The 13780-nt window shown below is 62.8% G+C and carries 10 protein-coding genes and 1 pseudogene; 9 read left to right on the top strand and 2 right to left on the bottom strand.

Features of this window, described 5'->3' with window-relative positions:
• The 3 genes and pseudogenes from ACV4UY_RS09560 to ACV4UY_RS09570 form a co-directional block, all read left to right on the top strand.
• Positions 1 to 411, top strand: a pseudogene (locus ACV4UY_RS09560) (hypothetical protein); the annotation flags it as partial.
• 263 nt (positions 412 to 674) lie between these two features.
• A complete protein-coding gene (locus tag ACV4UY_RS09565; RefSeq protein WP_491607376.1) occupies positions 675 to 2201 on the top strand; it encodes a tetratricopeptide repeat protein in 1527 nt (508 codons plus the stop codon).
• On the top strand, positions 2174 to 3643 hold the full coding sequence (locus ACV4UY_RS09570) for a tetratricopeptide repeat protein (protein ID WP_491607377.1): 1470 nt from the start codon (positions 2174 to 2176) through the stop codon (positions 3641 to 3643). The genes ACV4UY_RS09565 and ACV4UY_RS09570 overlap by 28 nt, the downstream gene beginning before the upstream one ends.
• Positions 3644 to 3653: 10 nt before the next feature.
• Here ACV4UY_RS09570 and ACV4UY_RS09575 read toward each other — a convergent pair whose 3' ends face one another.
• Both ACV4UY_RS09575 and ACV4UY_RS09580 read right to left on the bottom strand, forming a co-directional pair.
• Positions 3654 to 4697: a hypothetical protein gene (locus tag ACV4UY_RS09575; RefSeq protein ID WP_491607378.1), complete on the bottom strand. Its 1044-nt coding sequence runs from the start codon at positions 4695 to 4697 to the stop codon at positions 3654 to 3656.
• 183 nt (positions 4698 to 4880) lie between these two features.
• Positions 4881 to 6992, bottom strand: coding sequence for an FxsA family protein (locus ACV4UY_RS09580; RefSeq protein ID WP_491607379.1), 2112 nt, complete (start codon positions 6990 to 6992; stop codon positions 4881 to 4883).
• 280 nt (positions 6993 to 7272) lie between these two features.
• Here ACV4UY_RS09580 and atpH point away from each other — a divergent pair, with 280 nt between their 5' ends.
• The 6 genes from atpH to glmU all read left to right on the top strand — a co-directional run bounded on the left by atpH (position 7273) and on the right by glmU (position 13711).
• Positions 7273 to 7812, top strand: a complete 540-nt coding sequence (atpH, locus tag ACV4UY_RS09585; protein WP_491607380.1) for an ATP synthase F1 subunit delta — start codon at positions 7273 to 7275, stop codon at positions 7810 to 7812.
• A gap of 6 nt (positions 7813 to 7818) precedes the next feature.
• Positions 7819 to 9354 carry a F0F1 ATP synthase subunit alpha gene (atpA, locus tag ACV4UY_RS09590; protein WP_491607381.1) on the top strand — a complete coding sequence of 512 codons (1536 nt, stop codon included), beginning with the start codon at positions 7819 to 7821 and terminating at the stop codon, positions 9352 to 9354.
• A 21-nt stretch (positions 9355 to 9375) separates the two neighbouring features.
• Positions 9376 to 10257 carry a F0F1 ATP synthase subunit gamma gene (locus ACV4UY_RS09595; protein WP_491607382.1) on the top strand — a complete coding sequence of 294 codons (882 nt, stop codon included), beginning with the start codon at positions 9376 to 9378 and terminating at the stop codon, positions 10255 to 10257.
• Positions 10258 to 10332: 75 nt separating this feature from the next.
• The gene (gene atpD / locus ACV4UY_RS09600) at positions 10333 to 11751 is read left to right on the top strand and encodes a F0F1 ATP synthase subunit beta (RefSeq protein ID WP_491607383.1); all 1419 of its coding nucleotides are present in this window, start codon (positions 10333 to 10335) and stop codon (positions 11749 to 11751) included.
• Positions 11752 to 11766: 15 nt separating this feature from the next.
• Positions 11767 to 12189 (top strand): ATP synthase F1 subunit epsilon, encoded by a 423-nt coding sequence (gene atpC / locus ACV4UY_RS09605; RefSeq protein ID WP_420906575.1) that lies wholly within the window; start codon positions 11767 to 11769, stop codon positions 12187 to 12189.
• A gap of 142 nt (positions 12190 to 12331) precedes the next feature.
• Positions 12332 to 13711, top strand: a complete 1380-nt coding sequence (glmU, locus tag ACV4UY_RS09610; RefSeq protein ID WP_491607384.1) for a bifunctional UDP-N-acetylglucosamine diphosphorylase/glucosamine-1-phosphate N-acetyltransferase GlmU — start codon at positions 12332 to 12334, stop codon at positions 13709 to 13711.
• Positions 13712 to 13780: the final 69 nt, after the last annotated feature.

A 13780-nucleotide genomic window follows, 5' to 3' on the forward strand; every position in this document is an offset into this window, starting at 1 on the left:
GAGGGGGTCAATTTTGCGTGTCGCAAGGGGGTCAGTTTTGCGTGTCGCTTGACACTGGGCAATCGCAAGATGATGACCCATCGACCTGAAGGCAACTCAACGCTCCACACGTTCTGGGAACACTACGACGTGCGCACCCAAGATCCGGAAGCCATGCCAAAACCCGAAGAAGCGAAATTCCAAGGTACAACCGCCGAGTTCCATCAGAGATATCTGAAAGAGATGTTTCGATCGAAAGGTCTGAGCTATTCTAAAGAACTTCCTGGACAAACCAGAGAAGAACACTACTTCGACGCCCTCGTGGAACGCCGGCGCGACACCAACCATCTGGCGAGTTTCGGCTATCTAATCGATACCTGGCGTGGGCTCGGCAGCCCGCGTCTGAAGGCCATCCGGAACGGGAGTGCCTGATTCATGAGGTATATAGGTAACGCGCCCTCGCAGGGCGATTGCCCCTGTCCGGTTACCCTGACGGGTAACCGGACAGGGGCACGGGGGCACGCGCGCTTGCGCCCAGTTTCGCAAAAAGACGCGAAAATGGGCTTATCGTGAAAGGCGCGCGAAAAGATAAAGTCATAAAGGCCAAGTCCCAAGGGCTTTGCCCTTGGATCCCACCAGGGGCCATAGGCCCCTGGACCCCATCCGTAAAAACAGCACCTTTTCACGGTTGACCCATGTCCGACTCCTCCTCCTCCTCCTCCACGTCCGCGGCTTCCCCCGCCACCGCCGCGCTGCGCGAAGGGCTGGCCGACCTGGCCAACCTCATCGACGCCAAAGCCTGGCCCGAAGCCCTGGAAAAAGGGGCCACCCTCGCCCGCGCCCACCCGGTCCACCCCCACGTCCTGCACCTGCTCGGCGTGGCCAAACGCGAATCCGGCGACCTGCGCGGCGCCCTCGACCCCTTGAGCCGCGCCGTGACCATCCAACCGGACAACAGCCTGTTTCAACTCGATCTGGGAATCCTGCTCAAAAAACGCGGCGCCCGCGCCCCGGCCATGGAACGGCTCAACGAGGCGATCCGTCTCGATCCGAAAACCGCCATCGCCCGATTTCATCTCGGGGATCTCCACATGGATCAGGGGAACATCCCCGAGGCCATCGACTGTTTCACCAGCGCCACCCGCCTCAAACCGGATCTGGTGGAAGGGTGGATCAACCTCGGGCTGTGTCAAAAATCCCGAAACCAACCCGGCGAGGCTCTCAAGAGCTTTGACGAGGCCCTGGCCCGACAACCAGACCATGCCGAGGCCCATGTCAACCGCGCCATGGCCCTGCTGATGCTCGAAGCCTATCCCGCCGGCTGGCAGGCCTTCGAATGGCGCTTCAAACTCGACCGACCCAGCCTGTTCGCCCCACCGCCCCCGGTGCCGCGCTGGCACGGGCAACCCCTGGAGAACAAAACCATTCTGCTGCTTGGGGAGCAGGGGTTCGGCGACATGATCCAGTTCATCCGCTTCGCCAAACCCCTGGCCGACCAGGGAGCGCGGGTGCTGGCCCTGGTCCCGGCACCGCTGACGCGGCTGTTTGCACGGGCCCCCGGTCTGGCCCGCGTCCAGGCCCATCCCGACTTCCAGGAACCCGTCGACTACCAGATCCCGCTTCTCTCGGTGCCAGGCCCGCTCGACACCCGCATCACCACCATCCCCGGAACCGAAGGGTATCTCACCGCACCCCGCGATCCGAATCCGGCCTGGGCACCGCTGCTTGCCGGAGAGGGGCTGAAGGTGGGGCTCGTCTGGGAAGGCAAACCCCTGCACGCCAACGATCCGTTGCGACGCCGCTCCTGCACCCTGGCCGATCTGGCGCCTTTGGCCCGCGTGCCCGGCATTCGACTCTTCAGCCTGCAAAAAACCGATCCCGAACGCCCTCAACCGCCGGTTCCGGAGGGGCTGCCGATCACCCCTCTCGACCGCTTCCTGACCGATTTCGCGGCCACCGCCACCCTGATGACCCATCTGGATCGGATCATCACCATCGATACCGCCACCGCCCATCTGGCCGGCGCCCTGGGACGACCGGTCTGGACGCTCCTGCCACGCGCGCCGGACTGGCGCTGGGGGTGCGAACGCGACACCACGCCATGGTATCGCTCCATGCGTCTCATCCGACAATCGAACGCCGACTCCTGGAGCGATCCTGTCCGACAACTCCTCGCCGAACTGGAACACTCGACATGTCAGGCATCGCCATCCCCGATCTGATCGCCCGCGCCACCCAGGCCCTGACCAAGCAGGAGCATGTGCAGGTCAACACCCTCCTGCGTCAGGTGCTCGAAAGCGATCCCACCCACGCCGATGCCTGGTATCTGCTCGGCGTGAACGCCAATGCCATGAACCACCCGGAACTGGGACGCCAACTGCTCGCCAAGGCGATCGCCTTTCAGGCGGATCGACCGCTCTACCATTTCCATCTCGGCTCCTGCCTGCACACCCTCGGACAGCTCAACGAAGCCGAACGGGCCTTCGCGACCGCCATCGCCATCAACCCCATGCTGGCCGAGTTCCACATCAATCTCGGCAACGTGCGCCTGAACCAGGGCGACACCCCTGCCGCGATCGCCTGCTACGAGGAGGCCCTGCGACTCAACCCGGATCACAAGGATGCCCATCACAACCTGGGCGTCATCCTCCAGTCCATGAACGCCCACGCGGCGGCCCTCGAGCGGTTTCGCGCCGCGCTGCACACCCATCCGGACAACGCCACCTCCCACATGGGCATCGCCGCCTCGCTGCTCAAGACCGGACGGTTCCTGGAGGCATGGCCGGAGTATGAATGGCGCTTCCGGCTCGCCAACCACTCGGCGCGCATCTGTCCGGTACCGCGCTGGGACGGCTCCGACCCCGCCGGCAAGCAGATCTATGTCTATACGGAGCAGGGATTCGGCGATGCCTTGATGTTCGCCCGTTTCACGCAAGAACTGAACAGAATGGGCGCCACGGTGCGCCTGGAGTGCCGCCCGGAACTGCTGTCGTTGTTCACCTCCTCGGCGTTGGCCGAACGCGTGACGGCACGCGACACCGAGGACAAGAATCCGCCACCGTTCGACTACGACCTGCACATCCCGCTCATGAGCCTGCCGTTGCTCTTCAACACCACCCTCGACACCCTGCCGGCCCGCATCCCCTATCTGCACCCACCCCAAGAACGGATCGCCGCCTGGGCGGAACGACTCGGACCCCGGCAAGGTCTGCGCGTGGGCCTCTCCTGGTCCGGCAACCCGAACGCCTCGGTCAACCGGGAGCGGGCCTGCACCCTGGAGATGTTTCTTCCGCTGACCCGGGTGCCGGGTGTCACCTTCCACGCGCTGCAAAAGGGGCCGCCCGCGGCGCAACTCACCCCGGAGATCCAGGCCCGGCACGGGATCATCCCCCTGGAAGCGGAATTGACCGATTTCACCGAAACCGCAGCCCTGATGCGCAATCTGGATCTGGTGATCTCCACGGATACCGCGGTGGTGCATCTGGCCGGAGGATTGGGCGTGCCGGTCTGGACCCTGTTGCACACCGCCTGCGAATGGCGCTGGCTGGAGACGCGCCCGGACTCCCCCTGGTATCCGACCATGCGTCTGTTCCGTCAAGCCACCCCCGGCGACTGGGCCGGCGTGATCGACGCGGCCCGACGGGCGCTTGCCGAATTGACCTGATTCAGGGGCATCACCCCAGATAGCGCTCCATCAAAATCCGGGCGCCGACCTCGGCGCCGTCGATGGCCGGTCGGGGTGGGGCAGGACGGGCCAGCAGACCATGCAGCTTCTCCGCGAACCGACCCGCCTCGAACGCCTCCCGGTCGATCTCCGCGATGCGGTTGTGTCGGTCGCACCAGGAGAGGATCGGTTCTTCGTCCGGAAAGATTCCACGACGCACATACGCGAACGGAAGTCCGTGGGCCGCTGCCGTGATCGCCATGCCGTAACCCGGCTTGCTGACGATCAGATCCACGGAAGCCGACAGATCGGCGAACGGCCACCGTTTGACCGATTGAACCGGATGGAGGTGACAGGCATGATCCCCGTGGTCGAACTGCCGATCGATCAGCCAATGAAAATCCCGTCGAGCCCGCAACGCCGCCACCGGCAGACGCTCTGCCGGAATTCCCCCGAAAGAGACCATCACCAGCGGTCGGGTATCGCTTCGGTCGATCTGCAACTGCCAGCGCAGCTCCGCGCGCCGGTTGACCCCGAACGTACTGACCGGTGGAATCTCGACCGCCTCGGGAAAAGGATGGTCCGGCAGGGCCGGCGTGGCGCGCAAGGCCAGGGAGGCGCGACCATACGCCCGGCGCATGGTGTCGCACCAGGCGTCGATCTCCGCATCCCCGGCAGGAAAATAGGCTGCCAGCACCCGATCCCAGGTAAGCGAGGTCAACGCCACGCTCGGAATGCCGAGTTCCGCCCCGGCCTGGATGGAGAGATAGGGAACATTGCCGAGGATCAGATCCGCGCCCCAGTCGGCCATGCGTTGCCGCTCGTCGGCCACCTTGCCGGACCAATCCTGATGAAGCGCGCGCAAGGAGTCACGGGTGGCGGAAAGATCCACCACCAGGGGATCGGATTGAACCAATCCCACGTCGCGGTTGACCGGATCGTGGGTGAAGGGGTGGCCAAGCATGTCGGCGATCACCTGGGAAGGGAGCGCGCCGGTGACGTGGATGGCCAGATCCGGCAGATGGCGGATCAACTGCCGCAGCAAGGGGGCCATCTGCCCCCAATGGCCAAAGCCATGACCCGACAGCGCGCACCAGATTTTCCTGCCAGAGGCGACTTGAACTGCGGATGGTCGCACGGACATGTTCGTTTCAGCCGTCATGATGAAGACATACCAGTACCATGGCCAGGATGCCGCGTCGGGATCCGGCCAGGGAACGACCGCGCAAGCGCGCCCCTACTCGTCATCCTCATCCGAGGCGCACTTGGAGGCGATCTTGTCCGGGGCGGGGACCGGCTCGCAAGCGCCGCACTCCCTGGGAAAGAGGGACTTGTCGCGGATCTCGCAGGCCGGTTTGCCGCTTCTGACCGGATATTCGCACACCTCGGCACTCTTCAGATCCCCCCACTTGGGGCCCTTGAGATTCTCGAACGCCAGACTGGTGAGCTTCCACCCCTTGATCCCGTCCTTTTTCGGATTCGGTTCGACCTGGGCGAGCACGAATCCGAAGCGGCTCATGGTGGCCACATCCGCGCGGAATCGCTTCACGTCCGCCGTGCCGTCGTATTTCAGGCAGCCGCGATAGGTCTTGGCATTCAGGACGACCCCCCCGTGTCCCACCCCGAGTTGCAGCATGCGCCGGCGCTCGTCGTTGGGATTGACCTCGAAGCGTCCGTACATGTGTTTGTGACCCACCACGACCAGTTTGAAATGCTCCGGCAGGGCGTGTTGTTCCAACCCTTCCAGGGCGGCCTGCTGGGTGGCATTGCCGAATGAAACCTTGTCGCAGCCTCCCGTGACCCCCCAGATCGGTTTGTGGGTGATGAGCCAGGCCGTGGATTTCTCCTTTTTGAACTGCCGGGCCATCTCCTGATACCAGGTGATGAGCTTTTGCTTCTCCACCTCGCACACCTCCTTCGTCTCGCTCAGGCCGGCGGTGTCGGTGACCACCAGGCTCAGGCCGTGGGCGAAATCGAGTCGGTACGGACGGGTCATGCCATCGGCCACGCCGCGACAGGTGTGGGCCTCGACCAGTTCGGGAGGATCGCCGGCCACCACCGAGGTGGGATCGAGCAGAAAAAACCAGCCGTTGCCGTTGTTGCCCATGGCATCGCACAGCTCGTGATTGCCGCGCGCCACCACCCACGGCGCCATGGCGAACAGGTTGGACCGCTCCCCGTCCCCGAACATGGGCTGGAAGAAATCGGCCTTCCAGTTGCTCCATTTGATGCCGGTGCCGTCGTTGTCACCGCTCGCCTTGGGTTTGTTCTTGCCGCGATACTTGAAGTCTCCGACATGGATCAGAAGCGCGGGTTTGGCCTGTCTGGCGAGGGTCTCGATCATCTTCTTGGCCATGCCCGAGGGAAACGGCCAATCATCGCCGCAGGTCTGGGCCTTGTTCTCCCGACAGCCGGTATCGCCGAGGATCAGGGCCACCTCCGGGCTCATGCCGACGGTGGGCAGTCGCACCTGGAATTTCTGTCCGTTGCCGGCCTGCACCTCCCAGGTCTCCCCCTCGGGCAGGAACCGATCCGAAACGGGCAGTGCCGCCTCGCAGATGGTGAGCGGCAGGTTGCGGGTGTCCGGGTTGGGACGCACGGTCAGACGCACGGTCGTGCCGCGCTCGTTGTGCATGGTCATGCCGTCGCAGGTGGCATCGTTGAACCCCTGGGCATGCTCGAGAATCAGACGCGCCACGGACACGGTCTCGCCGCGCAGGGCGTGGCCCTTCTCCCCGAGCACCACATAGCCCATCAGACGCGAGGATTCGCGAGGCTTGGGTTTCTCCTTGTCCTTGGCCAGCACCACGTCCGGAGTCGTCAGCAGGCAGAGTGCCGAGAAGACCGCGACCAGAGGGTTGATCAGCCCGGTACCGGAACGGGAAGTCTGGTCGGGGGTCTGCCCCGTGTCGCGATGGTCGGGTTGGGTCGGGCCATTCGCGGCGGAATCCTGGGTGAACTCCCCTTCCAGGATGGTCTCCGAGGGCGGCGGGTCGTGGGCGAAACGGCTCGACAGAAACCGCATCACCCAGCCGCGCGTGAGCGGGAAGAGCAGGACCAAAGCCGCCAGATCGGTGAGAAATCCCGGCACGATCAGCAAGATTCCACCCAGGATGCGCAAGGCCCCCGCGAGCAGTGCCGCACCGGGTTGCTCATGGCGCTCGAGCTGCCCCTGCACGTCGAGCAGGGTTTTGATGCCCGCGCGCCGGATCACCTGAAAGCCGAGAAACGCGGCGAGAAGCTGCGTCAAAAGCACATTCACCCCGCCGATTTCATGGCCAACCAGGATCAACAACCAGATTTCCACGAACGGGACGATCACGAACAGAAGCGACAACGTGCGAGCCATGGTCCAGCGGTGCTCCTCAAAAAATTGATCCCAACGCGTATCCGGGCAAAAAAGGAAGAAGGTGGCCCGGTGACTCAAGAAATCGATCCCGATTGGATTATACCATGGCGTCTGGACGACACCATGGAAAGCGGCAGATTATTGCAGCGCGAAAAAAATTCTCGATCGGGGTATCACGAACCGTTGAACCGCTCCTCAAGGTATGGTATTTCAATGCCATTCGAATCTGCAGCAAAAAAAAATCCACACCAAAATCATTCACAAAGGTCGAGGAACCATCGTGTTGAATCCTGCCCTGGCCAAACGTTACGCAACCGCGTTGGCGGACCTGGCATCGGAAGAGAAGAAGCTCGACGCCGTGGCCGAAGATCTCACCCGCTTCGTGGAAGTGGTGAACACCACGCCAGGACTGCGTTTGCTCCTCACCAGTCCCACGGCTTCGGCCCAAGCCAAACACGCGGCGATCGATGCCTTCATCGCCCATGCCGCTCCAACGAAGCTCCTCGGCAATTTTCTGAAGCTGCTCATCGACAAGCGGCGCATGGAGTACGTCGAGGCGATCATCAACGCCTATCAACGGGAAACCGAGGCCCGAAGCGGACGCATCGCCGTGGAACTTCAAACGCCCGTCTCCCTGGATAAACGTGTCGAGGAGGATCTCAAGTCCGCCCTTTCCCGGATCACCGGCAAGGAGGTCCGTCTGGACAGCCGCGTGGAACCAGCCCTCCTGGGTGGCATTGTCGTGCGAATCGGAAGCCTGATGATGGATTACTCCGTGAGCAATCATTTGAACCGGCTTAAAGCACAGATGAGAGGATAACAGCCGATGCAAATCAGCGTCGCCGAAATCAGCGAAATTCTGAAAAAACAGATCGCCAACTACGGCATCGAGGCCGAAATCTCCGAGGTGGGTCAAGTCATCGCCGTCGGCGACGGCATCGCCCGCGTGCATGGTCTCGACAAAGTGATGGCCAGCGAGATGGTCCTGTTCCAGGATGGCACCCAGGGCATGGCCCTGAACCTGGAAGAAGACAACGTGGGCGTCGTGATCTTCGGCGATGACCGCAACATCAAGGAAGGGAGCACGGTCAAGCGCACCCAGCGCATCGTCGATGTGCCGGTGGGCAAGGCGCTGCTCGGTCGCGTGGTCGATGCCCTCGGCGCGCCGATCGACGGCAAGGGCGCCATCGACACCCCGCACCGCTCCCTGGTCGAGGTGGTGGCACCGGGCATCATTCCCCGCAAATCGGTTCACGAACCGCTCTACACCGGCTTGAAGGCCCTCGACGCCCTGGTGCCGATCGGACGTGGCCAGCGCGAACTGATCATCGGCGACCGTCAGACCGGCAAGACCGCCGTGGCCATCGATGCCATCATCAACCAGGCGCGCACCCATCAAACCGACAAACCGGTCTATTGTGTGTATGTCGCCATCGGGCAGAAGCGTTCCACCGTGGCCAAGGTGGTCAAGACCCTGGAGAAGCACGGCGCCATGGCCTACACCACCGTGGTTGCGGCCACGGCCTCGGATCCGGCGCCCATGCAGTTCCTGGCCCCCTACTCCGGGTGCGCCATGGGCGAGTACTTCCGCGACAACGGCATGCACGCCCTGATCGTCTACGATGACCTCTCCAAGCAGGCGGTGGCCTATCGTCAGATGTCCCTGATCCTGCGTCGTCCTCCGGGACGCGAGGCCTATCCGGGCGATGTCTTCTATCTCCATTCGCGCCTGCTGGAGCGCGCCTGCAAGTACAACGACGCCAATGGCGGCGGCTCGCTCACCGCGTTGCCGATCATCGAGACCCAGGGCGGCGACGTGTCGGCCTACATCCCGACCAACGTGATCTCGATCACCGACGGGCAGATCTTCCTGGAATCCGAACTCTTCTACTCCGGCATGCGTCCCGCCATCTCGGTGGGTCTGTCGGTCTCCCGCGTGGGTGGTTCGGCCCAGGTCAAGGCGACCAAGCAGGTGGCCGGTTCGCTGCGTCTCGATCTGGCCCAGTTCCGCGAAATGGCGGCCTTTGCCCAGTTCGGTTCGGATCTCGACGCCTCCACCCAAAGACTCATCCATCGCGGCGAGCGTCTGATGGAGCTGTTGAAGCAGCCCCAATACCAGCCGATGTCCATGGCCGAGCAGGCGGTGGTGCTGTTCGCCGGAACCCGCGGTCTCCTGGACGATGTGCCGGTGAAGCAGGTTCCCGCGGTGGAACGCGGCATCGTCGAGCACATGAACACCCAGCAAAAACTCATCCTGGAGACGATCACCAAGGAAGAGAAGCTGACCAAGGAGATGGAGGAGAACCTGACCTCGGTCCTGACCCGCTTCATCGCCGGGTTCATGGAACGGTCGCAGGCCTGACACTAACGAAGGGACCGGCGCATGGCCAATCTCAAGAGTCTCCGCAACCGGATTCGTTCGGTCAACAACACCCGGCAGATCACCAAGGCCATGAAGATGGTCTCGGCGGCAAAGCTGCGTCGTTCCCAGGAGAAGGCCCTGGCGACGCGGCCCTACAGCGTACGCATCCGGGGCATGATCCAGCGTCTGGCCGCCCTGACCTCCTCGGACAACGCCCTGCCCCTGCTTGCCCGGCCACCCGAGGGAGCCAAAAAGATCCATCTGGTGGTCTACACTGCGGATCGCGGTCTGTGTGGCAGCTTCAACTCGAGCATCATCCGCTCGGTGCGTTCTCACATCGCGCAGTTGACGAAAGAGGGGCATTCGGTCACCCTCACCTTCGTGGGCCGCAAGGGTCACGACGTGCTCAAAAGACAGTACGGCACCATCACCCGCGATGTGCATGTGGGCATGACCCGGCATCTGAATTTCGAGCATGCCGAACGGATCATCGCCAACAAGCTGTTGATCGATTTCGACGCCGGGTTCTTCGACGAGTGCCATCTGGTCTACAACGCCTTCAAATCGGCCATGACCCAGGAGCTGACCTGGCGGCAGCTGATTCCCGCGCCGGTCGAAACGATCGAGGATGACGAGAAAAAATCCAGCCCGATCTTCGAGCCGGACGAAGAGAGCGTGTTGGCGGCGCTTCTGCCGCGCAACATCGCGGTACAGGTGTTCCAGGCGCTCACGGAGTCCAATGCCGCCGAGCATGCCGCCCGCATGACCGCCATGGACAACGCGGTCCGCAACGCGGGTCAGATGTTGAAAAAGCTGAACATTACCTATAACAGAACGCGCCAGGCCGCCATCACCACCGAGCTGATGGAAATCATCGGCGGGTCTGAATCTTTGAAGGGATGATGATCTGGTCATCTCCCCCGCGCCGACGGATGGCGCGGGCATGGCGATCCATTCATGCGCAAGACGGAGCGATCAATGAGCAAAAATGTTGGACGGGTGATTCAGGTGGTTGGACCTGTGGTGGATGTGCGCTTTGACGGCGAACTGCCGGCCATTCTCAATGCGCTGCACATCAACCGCGGCGAGAACGACCGTCTGGTGCTGGAAGTTTCCCAACATCTGGGTGAAAACAAGGTGCGTACCATCTCGATGCACTCCACCGATGGTCTGGTGCGCGGCCAGGAGGTGATCGACACCGGCGCCTCGATCCAGATCCCGGTCGGCGACCAGACGTTGGGTCGCATCATGAACGTGGTGGGCGATCCGCAGGACATGCTCGGCCCGATCAAGACCGAGCAGAGTTTCTCCATGCACCGTTCGGCTCCGCCCTTCGCGGAGCAGTCCACCGAGGCGGAGATCCTGGAAACCGGCATCAAGGTCGTGGATCTTCTGGCTCCGTATGCCAAGGGTGGCAAGATCGGTCTGTTCGGCGGCGCGGGCGTGGGCAAGACGGTGTTGATCATGGAGTTGATCAACAACGTGGCCATGGGGCACGGTGGTTATTCGGTCTTCGCCGGCGTGGGCGAGCGTACCCGCGAGGGGAACGACCTCTACCATGAAATGATCGCCTCCAAGGTCATCGATCCGCACGACCACAAGAACTCCAAGGCCGCGCTGGTTTACGGCCAGATGAACGAGCCGCCGGGAGCCCGCGCCCGCGTCGCCCTGACCGGTCTGACGGTCGCCGAGTACTTCCGCGACGTGGCCAAGCAGGACGTGCTCCTGTTCATCGACAACATCTTCCGTTTCACCCAGGCCGGTTCCGAGGTGTCGGCGCTGTTGGGCCGCATCCCCTCCGCCGTGGGTTATCAACCCACCCTGGCCACGGACATGGGCGCCCTGCAAGAGCGCATCACCTCGACCACCAGCGGATCGATCACCTCGGTGCAGGCCATCTACGTGCCCGCCGACGACCTGACCGACCCGGCCCCGGCCACCGCCTTCTCCCATCTGGACGCCACCACGGTGTTGTCGCGTCAGATCGCGGAGATCGGCATCTATCCGGCGGTGGATCCCCTGGACTCCACCTCGCGCATGCTCGATCCGCAGGTGGTGGGCCTGGAGCACTATCAGGTCGCCCGCGAGGTGCAGCGCATTCTCCAGACCTACAAATCGCTTCAGGACATCATCGCCATCCTCGGCATGGACGAGCTTTCCGAAGAGGACAAACTGACCGTGTTCCGGGCGCGCAAGATTCAGCGTTTCCTGTCCCAATCCTTCCATGTGGCCGAGGCGTTCACCGGTCAGAAAGGGGTTTATGTCCCCTTGAAGGAGACGATCCGCGGCTTCAAGGAGATCGTCGAGGGCAAGCATGACAGCCTGCCGGAGGCGGCCTTCTACATGGTGGGTGACATCGACAGCGCCATCGAGAAGGCTCGTCGTTTGGCCAAGTAGCGCGGGAGAGCGTCCATGGGCATTGTCATTCAAACCGAACTCGTCACACCGGAGGCGTTGCTGCTCTCCGAGGAGTTCATGCTGGTCACGGCACCCGGTGTCGATGGCTATTTCGGGGTGATGTCCGGTCACACCCCGTTCGTCACGCTTCTCAAGGCGGGGGTTCTCTCCGCAGGAGCCGGGGACGAGGATGCCAGGCAGTATGTGATCGCCGGCGGCTTTGCCGAGGTGAGGCCGGACAAGGTGACCATTCTGACCGAACGTGCCCTGCCCCGCGAGCAGATCACCAAGCAGTTGGTGGCCGACGAAAAACACGAGGCCGAGACCAAACTGGCGCAGGCCGAGGGGGATCAGGAGACCACGTTGATCGCCTATTGGAAGGCGCGCATGGATTTTGTTAAAGTTTGTCAGGAGTTGCTCAAGAAAGAGCAGGGTTGATCGCTTCACCCTGACACAGTGATGTTTTCGGACAGCGGGGTCAAGGCTGAAAGATGCCTTTGGACCCCGTTGTCGTGCATGCTCTCCGCGATTGTCCGAATGCCGGCAGGTGGAGAGTCTGACGGAAGGGAACGGTTGCCTCATGAAGCGTTGTTCGGTGCTGGTGTTGGCCGCAGGTCAGGGAAGCCGGATGCGGTCCAATCTTCCCAAGGTGATGCATGTCTTGGCCGGGCGTCCCTTGTTGTGGCACATCCTGCGCGCGGTGCGTGGTCTGGAACCGGAACGGTTGGTGGTGGTGACCGGTTTTGGCGCCGAGCAGGTGGAGCGGGAGATGTCTGCCCCGGACATCCATTGGGTTCGGCAGGAGGAGCGGCTTGGCACCGGTCATGCGGTGCGGTGCGCGCTGCCGGCCTTGCGGGGGTGTTCGGGTGATCTGTTGATTCTCAACGGCGATCATCCGTTGATCACGACCGACATTCTTGGTGGTCTGCTCGCCTCTCATCGAAAGAACGGGCAGGCGGCGACCCTGCTCGCCACGGAACTCGACAATCCGCACGGCTATGGCCGGGTGGTGCGTGATGCGGCGGGCGGTTTGGCGCGGGTGGTCGAGGAGAAGGATGCCAGCGAGGCGGAGCGTGCCATTCGTGAGGTCAACACCGGGTTCTATTGCGTCTCCCTCGAACGTTTGCCAGGTTGGATCGCGCGCATTGGCAACGAGAATGCCCAGAAGGAGTATTATCTGCCCGACATTCTGCCCATGGCCGTGGCGGAAGGGGGTGCGGCGGCCTGGTGTCTGAACGATCCCGTGGCCTTGTCCGGGGTGAACGATCGGGCGCAGCTTGCCGAGTTGGAGCGGGCGTTTCGCGATCGGCGCGTCGCGGAATGGATGGCGCGCGGGGTTTCATTCGTGGATCCGGGTTCGTGTTGGGTGGCGGCGGATGTCGAGATCGGCATCGACGCGGTGATCGAACCGAACGTGGTGCTGGGACCGGGCAGTTGGATTGGCGAGCGGTGTCGGATCGGTCCGTTCTGTCACATCGCGGAGAGCATGGTTGCGGCGGACAGTGTGATTTTGCCATTCTGCCATCTGGAGGGTGCGGAAGTCGAATCCGAATGTGTCATCGGGCCGCATGCCCGGTTGCGGCCTGGCGCGCGTTTGGCGCCCAAGGTGAAGGTGGGCAATTTCTGCGAGATCAAGAAATCTTCCATTGGCGCGGGATCCAAGGTCAACCATTTGAGTTATGTGGGCGATGCTCAGATTGGCAGTGGGGTGAATATCGGCGCGGGCACCATTACCTGCAATTACGATGGGGTTCACAAGCATCGGACGGTGATCGGCGATCAGGTGTTCGTGGGTTCGGACGTGCAGTTCGTGGCCCCGGTGCAGATTGGCGCGCGCGCCACGATTGGCGCGGGCACCACGGTGACCAAGGATGTACCGCCGGATTCGCTGGCCATTTCAAGGGCCCATCAGACCCATGTGATGGGTTGGTCGGAGCGGCGCGGCAAGCATCGGTCGTGATCAGGGCTCCACAGGCGGGGTCCAGGCAAGGGGCGGGGTCCAGGGGCCAATGGCCCCTGGTGGAGTTCG

It is taken from the genome of Candidatus Magnetaquiglobus sp. (assembly GCF_058402785.1).

Excerpts from the sequence above, each read along its gene's own strand:
- ACV4UY_RS09565 (WP_491607376.1), top strand. The coding sequence starts at position 675 with ATGTCCGACTCCTCCTCCTCCTCCTCCACGTCCGCGGCTTCCCCCGCC.
- ACV4UY_RS09570 (WP_491607377.1), top strand. The coding sequence starts at position 2,174 with ATGTCAGGCATCGCCATCCCCGATCTGATCGCCCGCGCCACCCAGGCC.
- ACV4UY_RS09575 (WP_491607378.1), bottom strand. The coding sequence starts at position 4,697 with ATGGCCCCCTTGCTGCGGCAGTTGATCCGCCATCTGCCGGATCTGGCC.
- ACV4UY_RS09580 (WP_491607379.1), bottom strand. The coding sequence starts at position 6,992 with ATGGCTCGCACGTTGTCGCTTCTGTTCGTGATCGTCCCGTTCGTGGAA.
- atpA (WP_491607381.1), top strand. The coding sequence starts at position 7,819 with ATGCAAATCAGCGTCGCCGAAATCAGCGAAATTCTGAAAAAACAGATC.
- ACV4UY_RS09595 (WP_491607382.1), top strand. The coding sequence starts at position 9,376 with ATGGCCAATCTCAAGAGTCTCCGCAACCGGATTCGTTCGGTCAACAAC.
- atpD (WP_491607383.1), top strand. The coding sequence starts at position 10,333 with ATGAGCAAAAATGTTGGACGGGTGATTCAGGTGGTTGGACCTGTGGTG.
- atpC (WP_420906575.1), top strand. The coding sequence starts at position 11,767 with ATGGGCATTGTCATTCAAACCGAACTCGTCACACCGGAGGCGTTGCTG.
- glmU (WP_491607384.1), top strand. The coding sequence starts at position 12,332 with ATGAAGCGTTGTTCGGTGCTGGTGTTGGCCGCAGGTCAGGGAAGCCGG.